Genomic DNA, 17,408 nt, shown 5'->3' with positions numbered 1-17,408 from the left:
GACAGGCAGCAGGCGTTACTTCCATGCCTGCTGCCTGTCCCTGTTGTTTATTATATCCCTGCATTTTTGAACAATGTGCTGATCGATCCGCCCTGCATAATGATGCGGGTAGCCTCCGCCAGCATCGGAGCAACGGAGAGCACCTTGAAGCGATCCGAATGGCTCTCGGGCAGCGCGATGGAATCCGTAATAACAACTTCCTTAATGTACGGATGATCCAGACGCTGAAGCGCAGGCCCGGAGAATAGCGGATGTGTTGCGCACACATAGATGTCCTCGGCGCCGCGCTCCTTCAAGCTTTCAACGACATTGACAATCGTCGTTCCCGTATCGATCAGGTCCTCAATGATGATTGGAGTTTGTCCCTCTACATCCCCGATAACATGCGTAATCACCGACTCGTTGTGAGTAGGCCGCTTCTTGATCATAATCGCAAATGGGGAATCCAGGTAGTTAGCCAGCTTCTCTGCCGTAGAGGCGCGTCCTGCGTCAGGAGAGACGACGACCGGATTTTTAATATCCTTGGATTTCAGATAGTCGCTGAGCAGGTCAAGCGCCGTCAGATGGTCCACAGGAATGTTGAAGAAGCCCTGGATGGCCGGAGCATGCAGGTCGATCGTAATGACCCGGTTCGCGCCCACAGTCGTGAGAACATCAGCCAGCATCTTGGCCGAGATCGGCTCGCGCGGTGCAGCCTTTCTCTCCTGACGGGCATAGCCATAGTACGGCACGATGATGTTGATCGTGCGTGCGGATGCGCGCTTGGCGGCATCGATCATCACCAGCAGCTCCACAAAAAATTCATTGATCGGATGAGAGAACGACTGCACGATAAACACATCGCAATTGCGAATCGTCTCCTCATAGTGAACATAAATCTCACCGCTCTTGAATCTGGACACTTTAATGCGGCCTAGTGTCTGTCCGAGCTCCGAACAGATTCTTTCGGCCAATTTGGGGTTTGAGGAACCTGAAAAAATACGCAACTTGTCGCTAAACATGATACCCTCCTGAGCTTTTGGAAACAAAATTCTTCATGATCCAGCCATCATTGTTCAACCTACAGACTTGAACGCCAGCAGCTATACTGCAAGATGTGCAGCCGGGACAACAACCCCTCTGCCTGGCAAAGCGTGAACAACCGTTATATACGAACTATTAACATTATACATACATTTCGTCATTTTTCAAAAACTTATCATCGTCCGTTTACGCTGGCTAAACGTTGCCAGATGCGAAAATCCAAGCTCTTTCAACTGCGCGCGCGCCTGATCCAGATATTGGCCGAGTCGCTCCGGCTGATGCGCATCCGATCCGATCGTCAACGGAATGCCCAGATCGCGGGCGTATTCCAGCATCCGACGGCTGGGGAACATCTCCTCCACCGGCATCCGAAGCCCGGAGGCATTCAGCTCGATCGCCAGATCATGCCGCTTCACCGCCTCCAGGGCGGCGTTCTCAAGCTCCGTCACATCCTCGTCCGGCTTGAAGCCGAACCGCTTGATAACGTCGATATGACCGATGTAATCATATAGACCCGAGGCTGCCGCTTTTTGCACCGCATCATAGTATGCCCGGTATACCGCCAGCTTGTCCTTGCCCTCCCACTCATGGGTTTGACGGAAGTCGGTCACATCCCACTCACCGAGAAAATGAACGGAGCCGATGACATAATCCCATGAGTATGAGCGGATGATCTGTTCAAGCTGCTGCTCCCAGCCCTCGATATAATCCGCCTCCAGCCCCACGCGGATGTCGATGGCTCCCTTGTACTTCTCCTTCAGCTCGAAGCACTCCTCCACATAGCGAGGCAGCTCCTCCATCGGCATCGCCATCTCCGGGTAATACGCAGCCGGGTCGACATGGACAAGAGGGATGTGATCGGACAGGCCCAACTGGTCCAGTCCGATCTCAATCCCTCTCTTCACGTAATCCTCCAGGCTTCCGACCGCGTGGCCGCAACGGGCATGATGTGTGTGATAGTCAATCCACATGCGCAACCCGCACCTTTCTATCTCATCTTGTTCGTGGTCGGCTTATTATGCCGCGTACCCAGCTCTCTCATCACATCATCCAGCGGCAGCCCGCGCTCGCGCAGCAGCACCATCAGATGGAAGATCAGATCGCTCACCTCGCTGCGCAGCTCGTCATTGTCCTGATTTTTGGAAGCAATAATGACCTCCGCCGCTTCCTCGCCCACTTTTTTCAATATTTTATCGACGCCCTTATCGAACAGATACGTCGTATAGGCTCCGCTTGGACGCTCTGCATAACGCTGCGCAATCGTCGCCTCCAGTTGATTGAGCATCGCGAAGCGATCGCCTGCCTCCCGCGGATCATCTGTAGCGCCCTGCACCGGAATGTCATTGAAGAAGCAGCTATAACGTCCTGTATGACATGCCGCGCCCTGCTGCTCTACCCGCACCAACAGCGTGTCGCCATCGCAGTCGTACTGCATCGAGCGAATCTTCTGTATATGTCCCGAGGTCGCTCCTTTATGCCACAGCTCACCCCGCGAACGGCTCCAGAACCACGTCTCTCCACTCTCCTGCGACTTGTGCAGCGACTCGCGGTTCATATAGGCCATCATGAGAACTTCCTTGGTGACCGCATCCTGTACGATCGCCGGCACCAGGCCGTCACGATCCCACTTGATCTGCTCCGGTTGAAATGCCTGATCTGTCATCGAACCTCGACTCCCTTTCTCCGCAAATCCTGCTTCACTTCATCAATCGTCATCTCTTTGTAATGAAAAATCGTCGCTGCCAGTCCTGCGTCAGCACGACCTTCTTCAAACACCTCGTGGAAATGCTCCACCTTGCCTGCTCCACCTGAAGCGATCACCGGAATCCCGACCAGATCGGACACCGCGCGAGTCAGGCGCACATCGAAGCCATCCTTCGTCCCGTCCGCATCCATGCTCGTCAGCAGCAGCTCGCCGGCGCCCAGGCGCTCGGCTTCCTTCACCCACTCCAGCGTCCGCATGCCAGTCGCTGTCCGTCCACCATGCGTGTAGACCTCCCATTCGCCCCATTCCGGGTTGAACCTGGCATCGACGGCCACGACGATACATTGCGAGCCGAAGACACGTGCGCCATCCGAGATAAGCTGCGGGTTCTTCACCGCCGCCGTATTGATGCCGATCTTGTCGGCCCCTGCGCGCAGCAGCCGCTTCATATCATCGACATGCGAGATGCCTCCGCCCACGGTGAACGGAATCGTAATCTCCCCGGCGGTGCGGCGCACAACGTCGACCATCGTCGCCCGCCCTTCATGCGAAGCCGAGATGTCGAGAAACACCAGCTCATCCGCTCCTTCACGATCATAGGTGGCCGCCAGCTCCACCGGGTCTCCCGCATCACGGAGATTGACGAAATTGACGCCCTTTACGACCCGCCCATCCTTCACGTCCAGACATGGAACTATCCGTTTGGCTAACATCATTGCATCCTCCCTGCTCTCTTTTTTACTACCAGCAGCTTCATGCTCCGCCTGAGTTAGGCGTTATTTCCCCTTGGCACAGAAGACGGATGCACTCTGTCCGTCACGATTAGCCCTGCTGCAACTGTTCAGCCGCAGGACGGCTTGCCGAGCCTGTCAAGCGAAGGAAATTATCCAGCAGCCGCATCCCCAGCTCTCCGCTCTTCTCTGGATGGAACTGCATGCCGTACACATTGCCCTTGCCGACAATTGCGGTAACATCCTGGTAGTAATCCGTCGTTGCCAGCAGATGCTCAGCATGCGCAGGCTTGGCATGATAGGAATGGACGAAGTAGACATGGCCTTCCTCCAGCCCGCGGAACAGCGGACTATCCTGGCGGAAGCTTAGCTTGTTCCAGCCCATATGAGGCACCTTGTAGCTGCCCTGGAAGCGCACAACTGTGCCCTCCAGCAACCCCAGACCCTCGTTGCTCCCATGCTCCTCGCCGCGGCTGAACAGCAACTGCATGCCCAGACAGATGCCCAGCAGCGGCTTGCCTGATTCAGCATAGAAGCGCGTCACCTCGCCAAGCCCCGTATGATGCAGATTCTGCATCGCATCGCCGTAGGCGCCTACGCCCGGCAATATCGCCCCCTCCGCATCCAGGATACGCTGCGCATCGGCAGTAATGACCGCCTCATAGCCAAGTCGCTCGACCGCCTTGCTGACACTATGCAGATTGCCCATGCCGTAATCGATGATCGCGATCACTCTACAGCACTCCCTTCGTCGATGGCACTCCTTGTACACGAGGATCAATGGAAGTGGCCTCATCCAGCGCGCGTCCCAGCGCCTTGAATACCGCTTCAATCATATGGTGGGTGTTCTGTCCATAGTGAACGATGACATGCAGCGTAATTCGCGCCTCCAGCGCCAGCTTCCACAGAAATTCATGCACCAGCTCCGTTGTGAAGCTGCCTACCTGCTGGGAGGGGTACTCCGCGCGGTATTCAAAGTGAGGACGGTTGCTGATGTCAATGACGACCTGCGCCAACGCCTCATCCATCGGCACAAACACACTCGCATAGCGCTTGATCCCGCGCTTGTCTCCCAGCGCCTCGCGCAATGTCTGGCCTAGACAGATTCCGATGTCCTCTACTGTATGATGATCGTCGATGTCGACGTCGCCACGTGCCTCCACCTTCAGATCGAACTGTCCGTGCTTCGTGAACAGATCAAGCATATGATTCAAGAACGGCACATCCGTATCAATCTGTGTCTGCCCTGTGCCGTCTACTGCAAAAGACAGCTTGATGTCCGTCTCATTCGTCGTGCGCGCCACCTCGGCTGCGCGTGGTCCATTCTGTGTCATCCGTTGGCCCTTCTTTCTGTCGCTATATTATTGCTGACTACCGCGCTCCTGCTGCAGCCGCACCTCGATTGCTCTCGCATGACCCTCCAGCCCCTCATGACGGGCAAGCGCCATAATATGGTCGCCATTCTGAAGCAGTGCTTCCTTGCTGTAATAGATCAGACTCGATTTCTTAATATAATCGTCCACGTTCACCGGAGAGGAGAAGCGGGCAGTGCCATTGGTTGGCAATATGTGGTTCGGCCCAGCGAAATAATCGCCCACCGGCTCTGAGCTGTAGTCTCCCAGGAAGATCGCGCCCGCATTCTCGATACGACCAAGCAACTCCATGGGGCTAGCAGTCATAATCTCCAAATGCTCCGGCGCCAGCTTGTTCACGACCTCGATCGCCTCATCGATCGAATCCGTCAACAGGATCGCTCCATAGCTGTCCACGGATTGGCGGGCGATCTGCTCGCGTGGCAGCTCCTGCAGTTGGCGCTCCACCTCGGCGGCTACCAACTCCGCCAGCTCACGGGATGGCGTCACCAGAATTGCTGACGCCATCTCATCATGCTCTGCCTGGGACAGCAGGTCTGCTGCCACATAGACCGGATTGGCTGAATCGTCGGCGATGATCGCAATCTCGCTCGGCCCGGCGATGCTGTCGATGTCAACGACGCCGAACACAGCGCGCTTGGCAAGCGCAACATAGATATTGCCCGGCCCGGTAATTTTGTCGACGGGCTCGATCGATGCCGTGCCGTAAGCGAGCGCCGCGATGGCCTGCGCCCCGCCGACCCGATAGATTTCCTTCACTCCTGCCTCAGCAGCCGCAACCAGGATGAAGGGATTGATTCCCTCCTTGCCGCCTGTCGCGGGAGGTGTAACCATCACGATCTCCGGAACCCCTGCCACCTGCGCCGGAATTACATTCATGAGCACGGACGATGGATAAGCGGCCTTGCCTCCTGGAACATAGACCCCCACTCGCTTGAGCGGACGGATTATCTGTCCCAGCAATGTACCGTCTGGCTGCAGATCCATCCAGGAGTGGCGCTTCTGCTTCTCATGGAAGGTACGAATATTGACTGCCGCCGCACGAATGGCCGTCAGAAAGGTGTCATCCACATACTTGTAGGCCTCCTGTATCTCCGCCTCTGTCACCCGCAGGCCGGACGCCTCCAGCTTCACCCGGTCGAACTGCTCGGTGAAGCGAAGCAGCGCCGTGTCCCCCTCAGTACGAAGCGCCTCTACAATGCTGCGCACCTTTTCATTTTGCTCCGGGGTTCCATACTCAACCTCGCGGCTCAAATTAAACTGCTCTGCAGGAATTATCCGCATTGCGCTGCTCCCCTCTCTATAAGCTGTTGCCGACCGTCTATAACGCCACGCATCGCAAGCGATGCCAGCGGCTATGCAGGCGATGCTCTTACAGCACTTAGACTTGCTTGGCTGCAATCGCCTCCTGCAACAGATCGCACAGGCTTTGGATTTTCGCATTTTTCATTCTGTAGCTCACTCGGTTAGCAATCAGACGACTCGTAATGCCGAAGATCGTCTCCATCTCGACCAGGCCGTTCTCCTTGAGCGTCTGCCCCGTCTCTACCATATCGACGATCCGGTCAGCCAGACCGATCAGCGGCGCCAGCTCGATCGAGCCGTTCAGCTTGATGACCTCCACCTGCTGTCCACGCTCGCGGAAGTATTGCGAGGCGACATTCGGATACTTCGTCGCTACCCGCGGATGAATCGACGGCTCCCAATCCGGCAGGCCGATCACCGACATGCGGCACTTGGCAATGCCCAGATCCAGCAGCTCGAATACATCCTTGTTCTCCTCCATCAGTACATCCTTGCCGACAATCCCGATGTCCGCTACCCCGTACTCGACATAGGTTGGCACATCCACCGGCTTCGCCATGATGAACTCCATATCCATCTCCGGCAGCTCGATCACGAGCTTGCGCGTGTCGTCGAAGTCGCTCGGTATCGGTAGCCCTGCCTCGCGGAACAGCTTGGAGGCCTGCTTGTAGATTCTGCCCTTAGGCATGGCTACCTTCAATGTGTTGCTGATTTGGCTCATGCCAGCGTCCCCCCTTGTACCTGGTTGCTGCGAACGGACACTACTGTCGCATACGCCTTGCCCTTATATTGAACGGGTCGCTCACTAGCCGCAGCAGGCAGCCAGCTCTCCCAGTCCTCTACCTTCTCCGTCACAACGACATCCCCCTGCTCGCGGTAACGGCGCGCCTCCTGCAACGCTCGCTCGCGGCCGCTTGCGTCATAGCCGATCAGGATACGCTGCGGCTCCTGACTGCCTGTTCTGACCAGATCAAGGATGCGCGTCGTCTTGAGTGCGAATCCGGTCGCTGGCGCCGGACGGCCGAACTGGCTCAGCAGATTGTCATATCTTCCACCGCTCGCCACCGGGAAGCCCAGATCAGCGGCATAGCCCTCGAAGGTCATGCCCGTATAGTAGGAGAAATCCCCGATCATCGTCAGATCGATCAGCACATGCTCGCTTACCCCGTAGGCCTCCAGCACATCCCAGATCTCGCACAGATGGCGAATCGAGGCGCGCGCGATCTCGCTGCCGCTCAGCTCCAGCGCCTGATCGCAGACCTCCTGTCCGCCACGCAGCCGCAGGATACCCTCCAGCTCACGCTTGAGCGGCTCACTCAGCTCCAGGCGCCGCAGCTCGTCACGATAGCCGACATAGTCGCGCCGCAGCAGGCAGGACTTCAGCTCCTCCTGCGCCTCGCCTCGACCGCTCAGCGTCTCCTCGAACAGCCCGTTCAGGAAGCCGACATGACCGATCGCAATCTTGAAGCGATCAACACCAGCGGCCTGCAACGAGGCGACAGCGAGCGCGACTACCTCGGCATCCGCCTCCGGCGAAGCGTCGCCGATCAGCTCCACACCGGTCTGGAAGAACTCGGCCTCGCGTCCCGCTTCCTCCTCAATCGCCCGGAACACATTGGAATGATAAGACAGCCGCAGCGGATGGTCCACCTCCTTCAGCAGTGAGCTGGCGACACGGGCAATCGGTGAGGTCATCTCAGAACGCAGCACCAGTGTTGTGCCGCGGTTATTCAACAGCTTGAACAGCTTCTGATCCGAGGTCGAGCTGGCGACGCCAACGGTATCGTAATATTCAATCGTCGGTGTCATAATCTGCTCATAGCCCCAGCCTCCCATACAGGCAAGAACCCGGCTCTCCACCTGACGCAGGCGGGTGACGGCATGAGGCAGATAGTCCTTGACTCCGATCGGCTTTTCAAATACTTTTGGTTTGGACACAACGTTCACCTACATATACTTTAGTTTATTAAAGCATTAACAAGTTACCATACTGCCAAAATAAAGATTTTAATCCACTTTAACACGGATGCCCCTTGTCGTCAAGACTCAGTAAACGAGTCAATCTGGCGCCATTTCACCCGCTCACCCGTCACTGGTAATGAGCTTTAAGCTCCGCCAACCTGCACAACGTTGCTACTCTAACCACACACCCTAATAGGCAAAAAGAATTGCCGGGTGCGGCTCTCCGCACTCCCGGCAATCCTGCCCCAGCTATTCCCGCTTCGTGCCCAGCTCACGCAGCGGGTTTCCCCCTACGAAGCTGTGCGGCGCGACATCCTTATGGACGACAGAACCAGCCGCTACGACCGCATGATCGCCGATTGTCACGCCCGGCAATATGGTCGTATTGGCTCCGATCATGACGCCGCTCCCAATCTTGACAGCGCCAAGCCGATATTCCTTAATGAGATACTCATGCGTCAATATCGTCGTATTATAACCGATGATGGTATTCTCTCCGACTTCGATCCGCTCGGGGAAGAAGACATCGACCATGACCATCAGCGCAAAGGCGGTATGCTGCCCAATCTTGAGTCCCAGCACGCGGCGATACAGCCAGTTTTTGACGGGCAGTATCGGACAATAGCGAGCCAGTTGAATAACGATGAAGTTGCGTACCACCTTCAAGGGGCTCACCGTGCTGTACATTTGCCATAGCGCGTTCGGCCCTTCTACCGGGTAACGCTCAGTTTTGCGCAAGGGGCTCCCGCTCCAATCCGACCAGCGCATACAGATCGCGCATGTCATGCAGAATATGCTGCGCTCCGGCATCACGCAGAGCCGACTCCTCCTTAAGCGACCAGGCGACGCCGACCGGAATGACGCCAGCTTGCACAGCAGAGAGAATATCGACCGGGCTGTCCCCAACCATCACTGTTGTGGCCGGGTCCGCACTAAGCTGCTGCAGCGCCATCAGCACAGGCTCCGGATGCGGCTTGGGATGCTTGACATCCTCGACCGTGACGATGGAGCCGATCACATCGGGCACCTGCAGGAACCGCATCGAGCGCTCTGTTGACGCACGAACCTTGGTCGTCACGATGCCGATCAGAATGCCTGCAGCGTGCAGCCGCTCGATAACCTCCATGACGTTCGGGAAGAGGCGCACCAGTTGATCATGAAGCTCATAATTTTTGCTGCGGTATCGCGCAATCAGGTGAGCCACATCATCCAGGCCGGAGAAGCGTTGCAGTTGCACCTCCAGCGGCAGACCCATGCTAGGAATCATATCCTCTCTTGTAAAATCCGATGGCAGCAAGCCCTCGAGCGCATGCAGAAAGGATTGAATAATCAATTCATTCGTATCCAATATCGTTCCATCCAGATCCAGCAACACTGTTCTAACCAAAGTTGTCAACGTCCGCTCTCCTTGTCCTCATCCTTATCCTTATTCGCCGCGGCCTCCTGCTCACTCTGCTGGGCGAACGGCGAAGCCGCAGCCTGTCCGGAGATGCTCACTTCCGGTGCAGCGGATTTCACTCCATTCTCCTGCAGATTAGCAGCCTTGCTCGAGCGTAACGGATCATTGTAACGAACCGAAGCCAAGCCTGTGGCACGACGAATCGCAATAAACCCAATCCCCAATAGGATCAGCACGATCGCTACCACCTGTGAGATGCGCACATTGCCATAAACCGGGTCCAGATAGCCTTGCTGGAACAGCACCGTCATTGGCGACCAGAGACCGTTAACCAGCGACGCGAGCCAATCCGGGCCCTGGAAGGCCAGGCTGTCCGTCCGCAGCGCCTCAATATAGAATCGGCCGATCGAGTACCAGATGAAATAGAACATCAACAACTCACCGACGCGCAGAAACGATAGGCGGCGCAGCACCAGCAGCAGCAGCAGGCCAACCAGACTCCATAGCGATTCGTACAGGAAGGCCGGATGGTGGAATACGCCAGCCTGCACCTCCATCTGATTCACGATCCAACCAGGCAGATGGAGCGTATCGCGGAGAAAGGACTCGTTCACAGGGCCGCCGTAGGCCTCCTGATTGACGAAGTTCCCCCAGCGCCCGATCATCTGACCCGCAATGAGCGAGGGAGCGCAAATATCAGCGATGCGCAAAAAGCTATAACCTTTGTGGCGGGAATAAAAATAACCGCAGATAAACGCACCGATCAGCGCGCCATAGATGGCTATGCCTCCATTCCAGATCTTGAAGACATCCAATAAATTATCACGGTACTCGTCCCACTTAAATGCAACATAATAGATACGTGCGCCAATAATGGCAGACGGCACGCCCAGCAGCAGCAAATCCATAAAAAAATCAGGCGACAGCCCGAACCGCTTGCCCTCGCGAACAGCGAGCAGCAAGCCGATCAGTGCCGCCGTTCCCAGAATAATGCCATACCAGTTGACCGGAATCGGCCCGAGCTGGATAGCTACTGGATTCAGCTTCAACACATTCATGCACCACGGACTCCTTTACTCGTAATCGTCCATATCCTCCGCTATCGTCTCCGTCAGCTTGTTCGTGAATTGCAGCGCCGCATTATAGCCCATCCGCTTGAGACGATAGTTCATGGCAGCCACTTCAATAATAACAGCCAGATTTCGCCCCGGACGTACCGGAACGGTGACCAGCGGCACATCTGTATCGATAATGCGTGTCGTCTCCTCATCGAGTCCCAGACGATCATACTGCTTCTCCTGCTGCCAGTTCTCCAGCTTGATGACGACACTGATCCGTTTGGCTGTGCGAACCGCCCCTGCGCCAAACAGCGTCATGACGTTAATAATCCCCAGACCGCGAATCTCCAGCAAGTGGCGAATCAGCTCCGGCGCCGAGCCTACCAGTTGTCCGTCAGACATCTGTCGGATCTCTACCGCGTCATCCGCAACCAGTCGATGTCCGCGCTTCACCAGCTCCAGGGCTGTCTCACTCTTGCCGATCCCGCTGCTGCCTGTAATCAACATCCCGATGCCGTATATATCGACGAGCACACCATGAATCGTAGCTGTCGGAGCCAGATGATTCTCCAGGAAGTTCGTGATGCGGCTAATCAGGTTGGTCGTGCCATTCTGGCTGCGCAATAGCGGCAGCTTGCTCTCATTCGCTTGCTCCAGCAGCTCCTTCGGCGCGTCCAGCCCGCGAGTAATCAGGATGCAAGGCGTCGCGTCGTCACACAGCTTCTTCATCCGTTCCTTGCGTTCCTCGCTGCTGAGCGTCTCCAAGAAATCGAGCTCGGTCTTGCCCAGAATCTGAATACGCTCAATCGGGTGATGATTGAAATAACCTGCCACCTCTAGACCCGGACGATACAGATCGTCAACCGTAATGCCGCGCTTCAATCCGTCTTCTCCAGCCAGTATTTCCAGTTGAAATTGCTGTACAAGCTTCGATACCTTCACTTTTTTGGGCAATCTAGTAGCCTCCCTCACGCCCATGCCGTCCTGCAAAGAGCATGGATTATCGTCTATTCCCAATGTATCCATCGTAATGCAAAAAAGCGCCGAAAGCAACGTTTACCGTCGCCGCGGCGCATGAACTATTTGATGCGTAATTCAATTGGCTGCATAACATAGCCAGGATAATGGCGAATTCGGAACGTAAGCGGCTGCTTGAACGGCTTGTCATGCGGCAAGCGATAATTAAACTGTGGCTGCCCTGTGCCGCCCGAGGCCCAGGAGAAGCCCTGATCGCTCTCGTCGAAGACCTCTCCAGAGGCATCGGTGAATTCATCCGCCAGCGCGTCGCCGTAGGACCACATCTGGTCTGTCTCGTCGAGGCCGCTGAGCTTGAATACCAGCTCTGTGTGATCCTCGCGTTCCTCCACAGTGTCCAGATGAATACGATTGTCTGGAGCTTGCAGCAGCAGCCCCTTCTCCGTATCGATGACGAGCGGAGACATCTGCTTGTCTGTATAATATAGCCCCTCTGCACGCAAGGTGAGTGAGTTCGATGCCATGAAGTAACTACTCTGAAAATAATACTCCCTGACATCGCCGCCTGAAGCCATGCTCGACACCAGCTCATTCCCTTGGTCATCTACTAGTCTCAACTTAATGAATCCATGCACGATATGGCTATTCTCCTCCGGGAAACGCAGCTTCAGCAGGATGCGCAGCGGGTGAATCTCCGCCTGAAGCAGTTCAATTCTTTGCCCTCCCGCTTCAATAACATGATTCAACGGCAAGATTTGAGCCTTGCCCTCGTATTGGCTTCGGTCAATGCTCAGCTTCACAGCCAGCCTCGCTTTCCCGACCTTGCCAGAGAGCTCTACCTGCTCCGGCAGGCGCTGCTCTCCTGTGAGCTGGAAGTCGAGCATATCATACATGCCGTACTCCTCCGTCATTCGCCAGTTCTCAGGAGCCGTCCAGCGGACCGAATAGGTGAGCGGATTGCCCTTGTCATCCTTCAATTCGGCATTCTCCAGTGTAAGACCCGCTGTCACTCTATCCTCCAGCCGATATAACACCAGCAGCCGGCTTTCATCTGCCATGATCGCCTCTACTGTCAGCCTAACGCCATCCTGCTCGGCTACGGCATGGATCGGCTGAATGTACTCCTCCATCACTGCCGAGGTCAAGGAGGCATCCGAGCCGATCAGCCGCAGCCATTGCTGTATACCCGGAATATCCCGCAGCACAGAGGCGAAGACGGGCGAAACCGCCGCGCTAAGCATAAGAGCGGCTAACAGTAGCGACATAGTAGCCGCGGTATATCCTGCCCTTCTTAGCCACCGTCTACGCCTTCTGTCACGCTCCTGGCGAGCGCCCGCAGCTACACCCGCCCGTACAGCCGAGAACAGCTTCTCCTCCGTCACCGCCCCTGCTGCGGCTGCCGTCTCCGACCTAATCCTGAGCAACTCCTCTTCGATCATCTTCTGCCCCTGTGTATGCTTCTCCATCGCCCCGTTCCTCCCCTCCGGCCTCCAGATGCCTGGAATTTCGTAATTGCTTCAAGGCCTTATTCAGCCATGTCTTAATCGTTCCATCCGGCTTGCGCAGTAGCTTCGCTATATCCTGAATGGTCATATCACAGAAATATTTCAGCGTTACAATATGTCTGTATTTCGTATCAAGCTGCTCCAACGCTCGCCTGACATCCAGCTTCAGGTCGCTTTCCTCCGAGCTTGGCGATGCCGACCGACTCAAGATCTGCCCACTTGCCTTCTGACGCATGGTCAACCCAGCCGCACGCTTGCGTTGGTGCAATGCATCGATACAGACGCGGATCAGAATTTTGGTTACCCAGGTTGTGAAATACTCCGGGTTACGAACGCTCCCTCGCTTGCTCCATGCCCGGCTCACTGTTTCCTGAACTGCCTCCAGCGCATCTGCCTCATGGTGAAGATAAGCATAGGCTATGCCGTACAGCCGTCTGCTCTCTGCCTCCATCCACTGCGCAAAGGCCTGCTCATCTTTAGCAACAGCAGCAGCCGTCTGATCTTGCGCTTCCATGCTTCCCCTCCTTTGAGACGTGTATAAAGATTAGACCGCGCTTGAGGCCAAACGGTTTTACTTATTTTGCGCTTCCGCTTGAATCATAACAAATAGCCCGCACACGACCGCAGAGCGGTTGGGGGCGGGCTGGGCTGGCGATATAGAAAGGCTCCAGAGAAGTTGACTTCTCCAGAGCCTTGAGTATGGTACGCGGGTCAATATACCCGCGGGCTATAATTTAGTTGTGCAGCAGAATGCTCAGCTCAGTTTGAGTATCAAACATATGAACTTTGTTCATGTCCAGAGCCAGCTTGATGTTCGCGCCCTCTGTGATGGAGGAGCGTCCGTCAACACGGCCGATAACCGTTTCGTTGCCCAGGCCAGTCAGGTAGATGTTTTTCTCATAACCAAGGTTCTCAACAACCTCTGCCAGTGCAGTAACTACGCTGCCAGGGGAAGCTTCCAGGAATACAGGCTCATCATGCAGGTCCTCTGGACGCACGCCCATAATAACCTCTTTGCCGACATAACCCTTCTCGCGGATGATCGCTGCTCTGCCTTCTGGCAATGCAACATCAATACCTGTTGTTTTGAAGGTTACTGTGCCGCCTTTATCAGACAGGGTTCCCTTGATGAAGTTCATCGAAGGGGAGCCGATGAAGCCAGCTACGAACATGTTAACCGGGTGGTTGTACAGCTCTTCAGGAGAGTCTGCTTGTTGAATGAAGCCGTCCTTCATAACCACGATCCGGTCGCCCATCGTCATCGCTTCTACTTGGTCATGCGTTACGTAGATAACGGTTGTTTCCAGGCGTTTCGCCAGTTTTGTGATTTCGGCGCGCATCTGTCCGCGCAGCTTCGCATCCAAGTTGGAGAGTGGTTCGTCCATCAGGAACACTTGTGGTTCACGAACGATCGCACGACCCAAGGCAACGCGCTGACGTTGACCACCGGACAGAGCCTTTGGCTTACGCTCAAGCAGATGCTCGATGTCCAGAATTTTTGCCGCTTCACGTACACGCTTGTCAATTTCGGCTTTCTTGAACTTACGCAGTTTCAATCCAAATGCCATGTTTTGATACACGTTCATGTGTGGGTACAAAGCGTAGGATTGGAATACCATTGCAATATCACGATCTTTAGGAGCAACATCATTAACAAGACGCTCGCCGATGAACAGTTTACCTTCAGAGATTTCTTCCAGACCTGCAATCATCCGAAGTGTAGTCGATTTCCCGCAGCCGGATGGCCCTACCAGAACCAGAAACTCCTTGTCCTTGATGTCCAAGTTGAAGTCAGTTACAGAAGCTTTATCGGAACCGGGATATTTTTTGTAGACATGTTCTAAACGTACGCCTGCCATTTATATTTCCCCCTAAACAATTGGTTTTGATATATACATATCTTATCTCAGACCGGTGAGAATGACTATGCACATACTTTACAAAAAAATTATCTCCTTTTCGTCACTTTGTACAATAGCAATATAATTTTAACAAGCACAGCATCACTGAACACTCGTACATCCAAGCCGGTCTCCTGCTTCAGCTTATCTAGCCGATACAGCAGCGTATTGCGGTGAATATACAGCTTTTTTGCTGTTTCACTCACATTGCAGTCCAGACTGAAGAAGGTCTCCAGCGTCATTAATATCTCCGGCTCTATAATGACATCTGATCGGTTCAGCATCTGCTCCAGATACTGGCTTCGCTGTGACTCGGAGATGCTGTTGAGCAACCGCTCAAGGTGGAGCAGCCATGGCAGGTGAATGTTGTCTCCAACGTGGAATTTTCTACCTAGGTAGATCGTCTCCTGCAACAGCCCGAGCGTCTCCAGGATCGAATTGGCCGGGGTCGCCGGATGAGATACGGCAAGATGGCATTCACCAATCCATTCACTCGCCAGCATGCCATGAAGACCAGAACAGATGGAGAACAGCATCTCATCGACGGTCTCTTCCTCCTCCTCCCGCTCTTCATTCACCGTGTCGCTTAGCAGCGAGATCGGCGCCAATATGAGCCATTCCTGTGACTTGAGCGGTATAAGCAGCACATCCTCCTCAAAGAAGGATTGCAACAGCCGCTCCAGCTCCGCATAGGTATTATTGGGCGGTACATGCTCGCTGACGAGCAGGAAAGGAACCATCTCGGAGAACAGCTTGCCGCCAATTGTGAGATAATCGGGGATAACGACGCCTTTGGAGCCGTTGTCCAGCTCCCCCATAATCCATTCGCCAAGTTCGGCTAATTGGCGGCCCGTCTCATTCAGCTTGCCTGTCATTTCCGAACGGGACTGCTTGAGCTGGATCAGCGTCCAGCTAATGAGGGACTCTTCCTTGGGAGAGATGCTGCCCTCTGGAATCTCCAGCAACTGCACACGTTGACGATCACAAGATACTACAATTCTCAGCAGGCCGTTCCATAGCGCTTTCATTCCTGGTCGTGGCAGCCTGCTCCCGCCTGCACCAGGCTCGCCCGCGTTTTGTTCCCATTCGCTGGCACTTATTTGAACGAGACGTATGGGGCAGCCAATAATCTGCTCTAGCTGATCTTTCCATTCCGTATTGCTCATTATAGCGATAGCTCCTATCCGCCTGTTGAAAGCTTTTTCCTTCATTGTACCATAGGAGAAGAGCGGTTTCACATTTCAAGCCGCTTTCCTTCAACAGACAGATGGGAACAAATGCATCTTCATATACCCAAGTGAAGGCGCTAATCATTGTAGGAAAACAACTCCTCTGTAATCAGAGCTATAGCGGCTGGAATTAAAGATTTGGTATAGCAAGTGGGGAGTATTTATAATATGGGAAGGAAATATTGAAGGGAGAAACAAAAATGAACCATTATCTATTGGAATCACACTGTATATTTCCATCCGAGGATATTCAAAAAACAGCCGATTTTTACGAACAAAAAATGGGGTTCAGAGCTGCACCCTATTTGAATTCCAAGGAGCCTCATATATGTCTGTATAGAGATTCCACAGAAATTATATTAATCAGAACAAATGGGAAGAAATTCACTCCCAACAGAGAACTTTACGGATATGGGTATGATGCCTATTTTATTACGAAAAACCAAGAGGAGCTTCAGGAAGAGCTGATTCAGTCGAATGTAAACATCATTCATCCATTAAATAACACTGACTATGGCAATAAAGAATTTGTTGTTGAAGATATAGATGGAAGATGGATCGCCTTCGGAATCAAAACCATGCAAGAAAAAAGTTGATTTGTCCATACCGTGTTACTCCGTGTACCCGCAGACAATATAAATCGAATGATGCAACATGCAAACATAAAAAACCTGCAAATTTCTTTGCAGGTTTAGCTATTCAACAAAAGTGAGCCATGAAGGACTCGAACCTTCGACACCCTGATTAAAAGTCAGGTGCTCTACCAACTGAGCTAATGGCTCTTAATATGAAAATGGTGGCTCGGGACGGAATCGAACCGCCGACACGAGGATTTTCAGTCCTCTGCTCTACCAACTGAGCTACCGAGCCGAAGGATAAAACTGGCGGAGCTGACGGGATTCGAACCCGCGGTCTCCTGCGTGACAGGCAGGCATGTTAGGCCTCTACACCACAGCTCCACGATACAATGAACCAAAAAGGACAAAAAAAATAATAGATGGTGGACGCTGACGGGATCGAACCGCCGACCCTCTGCTTGTAAGGCAGATGCTCTCCCAGCTGAGCTAAGCGTCCTTATAAAGTTGGTAGCGGCAGAGGGGATCGAACCCCCGACCTCACGGGTATGAACCGTACGCTCTAGCCAGCTGAGCTATGCCGCCACATCAATGAGCTTGTCCAAGCAAGCTCCTCTGCAAGTTGCTTACACCTTGAAAACTGGATGCGAAATCAAAAGGTTCATTC

General features: G+C 54.2%; 18 protein-coding genes and 5 tRNA genes. 1 reads left to right on the top strand and 22 read right to left on the bottom strand.

The window, feature by feature from the left end:
• Positions 1 to 50: 50 nt before the first annotated feature.
• The 17 genes from ACY1JZ_RS16915 to ACY1JZ_RS16835 form a co-directional block, all read right to left on the bottom strand.
• Positions 51 to 1,001 (bottom strand): ribose-phosphate diphosphokinase, encoded by a 951-nt coding sequence (locus tag ACY1JZ_RS16915; protein ID WP_270167468.1) that lies wholly within the window; start codon positions 999 to 1,001, stop codon positions 51 to 53.
• Positions 1,002 to 1,187: 186 nt separating this feature from the next.
• Positions 1,188 to 1,994, bottom strand: coding sequence for a histidinol-phosphatase HisJ (gene hisJ, locus ACY1JZ_RS16910; protein ID WP_270167467.1), 807 nt, complete (start codon positions 1,992 to 1,994; stop codon positions 1,188 to 1,190).
• Between the two features lie 17 nt (positions 1,995 to 2,011).
• On the bottom strand, positions 2,012 to 2,686 hold the full coding sequence (gene hisIE / locus ACY1JZ_RS16905; protein WP_270167465.1) for a bifunctional phosphoribosyl-AMP cyclohydrolase/phosphoribosyl-ATP diphosphatase HisIE: 675 nt from the start codon (positions 2,684 to 2,686) through the stop codon (positions 2,012 to 2,014).
• The gene (gene hisF, locus ACY1JZ_RS16900; protein ID WP_270172741.1) at positions 2,683 to 3,441 is read right to left on the bottom strand and encodes an imidazole glycerol phosphate synthase subunit HisF; all 759 of its coding nucleotides are present in this window, start codon (positions 3,439 to 3,441) and stop codon (positions 2,683 to 2,685) included. Before hisF ends, hisIE begins: the two co-directional genes overlap by 4 nt.
• 109 nt (positions 3,442 to 3,550) lie before the next feature.
• Entirely contained in the window at positions 3,551 to 4,192 is a 642-nt protein-coding gene (hisH, locus tag ACY1JZ_RS16895) for an imidazole glycerol phosphate synthase subunit HisH (RefSeq protein ID WP_270167462.1), read from the bottom strand.
• Position 4,193: 1 nt separating this feature from the next.
• Positions 4,194 to 4,793, bottom strand: coding sequence for an imidazoleglycerol-phosphate dehydratase HisB (gene hisB / locus ACY1JZ_RS16890; RefSeq protein WP_270167460.1), 600 nt, complete (start codon positions 4,791 to 4,793; stop codon positions 4,194 to 4,196).
• A 27-nt stretch (positions 4,794 to 4,820) separates the two neighbouring features.
• Entirely contained in the window at positions 4,821 to 6,116 is a 1,296-nt protein-coding gene (gene hisD, locus ACY1JZ_RS16885; protein WP_270167458.1) for a histidinol dehydrogenase, read from the bottom strand.
• Between the two features lie 97 nt (positions 6,117 to 6,213).
• Entirely contained in the window at positions 6,214 to 6,849 is a 636-nt protein-coding gene (gene hisG, locus ACY1JZ_RS16880; RefSeq protein ID WP_270172739.1) for an ATP phosphoribosyltransferase, read from the bottom strand.
• Between the two features lie 5 nt (positions 6,850 to 6,854).
• The gene (locus ACY1JZ_RS16875) at positions 6,855 to 8,075 is read right to left on the bottom strand and encodes an ATP phosphoribosyltransferase regulatory subunit (protein WP_462630217.1); all 1,221 of its coding nucleotides are present in this window, start codon (positions 8,073 to 8,075) and stop codon (positions 6,855 to 6,857) included.
• 273 nt (positions 8,076 to 8,348) lie between these two features.
• The gene (locus ACY1JZ_RS16870; protein WP_270167454.1) at positions 8,349 to 8,837 is read right to left on the bottom strand and encodes an acyltransferase; all 489 of its coding nucleotides are present in this window, start codon (positions 8,835 to 8,837) and stop codon (positions 8,349 to 8,351) included.
• On the bottom strand, positions 8,824 to 9,495 hold the full coding sequence (locus tag ACY1JZ_RS16865; RefSeq protein ID WP_462630216.1) for an HAD-IA family hydrolase: 672 nt from the start codon (positions 9,493 to 9,495) through the stop codon (positions 8,824 to 8,826). The genes ACY1JZ_RS16870 and ACY1JZ_RS16865 overlap by 14 nt, the downstream gene beginning before the upstream one ends.
• Entirely contained in the window at positions 9,492 to 10,556 is a 1,065-nt protein-coding gene (gene lgt / locus ACY1JZ_RS16860; protein WP_462630215.1) for a prolipoprotein diacylglyceryl transferase, read from the bottom strand. Before lgt ends, ACY1JZ_RS16865 begins: the two co-directional genes overlap by 4 nt.
• Positions 10,557 to 10,571: 15 nt before the next feature.
• Positions 10,572 to 11,510 (bottom strand): HPr(Ser) kinase/phosphatase, encoded by a 939-nt coding sequence (gene hprK, locus ACY1JZ_RS16855; protein WP_270167450.1) that lies wholly within the window; start codon positions 11,508 to 11,510, stop codon positions 10,572 to 10,574.
• Between the two features lie 125 nt (positions 11,511 to 11,635).
• A complete protein-coding gene (locus tag ACY1JZ_RS16850) occupies positions 11,636 to 12,997 on the bottom strand; it encodes a DUF4179 domain-containing protein (RefSeq protein ID WP_270167448.1) in 1,362 nt (453 codons plus the stop codon).
• The gene (locus tag ACY1JZ_RS16845; RefSeq protein WP_270167446.1) at positions 12,942 to 13,550 is read right to left on the bottom strand and encodes a sigma-70 family RNA polymerase sigma factor; all 609 of its coding nucleotides are present in this window, start codon (positions 13,548 to 13,550) and stop codon (positions 12,942 to 12,944) included. The genes ACY1JZ_RS16850 and ACY1JZ_RS16845 overlap by 56 nt, the downstream gene beginning before the upstream one ends.
• Positions 13,551 to 13,770: 220 nt before the next feature.
• Positions 13,771 to 14,895: an ABC transporter ATP-binding protein gene (locus tag ACY1JZ_RS16840; RefSeq protein ID WP_270167444.1), complete on the bottom strand. Its 1,125-nt coding sequence runs from the start codon at positions 14,893 to 14,895 to the stop codon at positions 13,771 to 13,773.
• An 89-nt stretch (positions 14,896 to 14,984) separates the two neighbouring features.
• A complete protein-coding gene (locus ACY1JZ_RS16835) occupies positions 14,985 to 16,103 on the bottom strand; it encodes a PucR family transcriptional regulator (RefSeq protein WP_270167442.1) in 1,119 nt (372 codons plus the stop codon).
• A gap of 263 nt (positions 16,104 to 16,366) precedes the next feature.
• Between ACY1JZ_RS16835 and ACY1JZ_RS16830 the strand changes: the two genes are divergently transcribed.
• On the top strand, positions 16,367 to 16,762 hold the full coding sequence (locus tag ACY1JZ_RS16830; RefSeq protein ID WP_270167440.1) for a VOC family protein: 396 nt from the start codon (positions 16,367 to 16,369) through the stop codon (positions 16,760 to 16,762).
• Positions 16,763 to 16,875: 113 nt separating this feature from the next.
• Here ACY1JZ_RS16830 and ACY1JZ_RS16825 read toward each other — a convergent pair.
• From ACY1JZ_RS16825 to ACY1JZ_RS16805, 5 genes are all read right to left on the bottom strand, one after another.
• Positions 16,876 to 16,948 (bottom strand) — tRNA-Lys (locus tag ACY1JZ_RS16825).
• A 12-nt stretch (positions 16,949 to 16,960) separates the two neighbouring features.
• Positions 16,961 to 17,036, bottom strand: a tRNA-Phe gene (locus ACY1JZ_RS16820).
• A 12-nt stretch (positions 17,037 to 17,048) separates the two neighbouring features.
• Positions 17,049 to 17,125: transfer RNA gene (locus ACY1JZ_RS16815), tRNA-Asp, on the bottom strand.
• A 39-nt stretch (positions 17,126 to 17,164) separates the two neighbouring features.
• Positions 17,165 to 17,240: transfer RNA gene (locus tag ACY1JZ_RS16810), tRNA-Val, on the bottom strand.
• A 9-nt stretch (positions 17,241 to 17,249) separates the two neighbouring features.
• A tRNA-Met gene (locus ACY1JZ_RS16805) sits at positions 17,250 to 17,326 on the bottom strand.
• Between the last annotated feature and the right edge of the window lie 82 nt (positions 17,327 to 17,408).

The sequence above is a fragment of the Paenibacillus sp. J5 genome (assembly GCF_054955055.1).
Note: the sequence above shows the minus strand (reverse complement) of the source record. Positions and strands in the feature narration are given on the sequence as shown.

Coding starts and splice junctions, on each gene's coding strand:
- ACY1JZ_RS16915 (WP_270167468.1), bottom strand. CDS start 1,001: ATGTTTAGCGACAAGTTGCGTATTTTTTCAGGTTCCTCAAACCCCAAA.
- hisJ (WP_270167467.1), bottom strand. CDS start 1,994: ATGTGGATTGACTATCACACACATCATGCCCGTTGCGGCCACGCGGTC.
- hisIE (WP_270167465.1), bottom strand. CDS start 2,686: ATGACAGATCAGGCATTTCAACCGGAGCAGATCAAGTGGGATCGTGAC.
- hisF (WP_270172741.1), bottom strand. CDS start 3,441: ATGTTAGCCAAACGGATAGTTCCATGTCTGGACGTGAAGGATGGGCGG.
- hisB (WP_270167460.1), bottom strand. CDS start 4,793: ATGACACAGAATGGACCACGCGCAGCCGAGGTGGCGCGCACGACGAAT.
- hisD (WP_270167458.1), bottom strand. CDS start 6,116: ATGCGGATAATTCCTGCAGAGCAGTTTAATTTGAGCCGCGAGGTTGAG.
- lgt (WP_462630215.1), bottom strand. CDS start 10,556: ATGAATGTGTTGAAGCTGAATCCAGTAGCTATCCAGCTCGGGCCGATT.
- ACY1JZ_RS16850 (WP_270167448.1), bottom strand. CDS start 12,997: ATGGAGAAGCATACACAGGGGCAGAAGATGATCGAAGAGGAGTTGCTC.
- ACY1JZ_RS16845 (WP_270167446.1), bottom strand. CDS start 13,550: ATGGAAGCGCAAGATCAGACGGCTGCTGCTGTTGCTAAAGATGAGCAG.
- ACY1JZ_RS16840 (WP_270167444.1), bottom strand. CDS start 14,895: ATGGCAGGCGTACGTTTAGAACATGTCTACAAAAAATATCCCGGTTCC.
- ACY1JZ_RS16835 (WP_270167442.1), bottom strand. CDS start 16,103: ATGAGCAATACGGAATGGAAAGATCAGCTAGAGCAGATTATTGGCTGC.
- ACY1JZ_RS16830 (WP_270167440.1), top strand. CDS start 16,367: ATGAACCATTATCTATTGGAATCACACTGTATATTTCCATCCGAGGAT.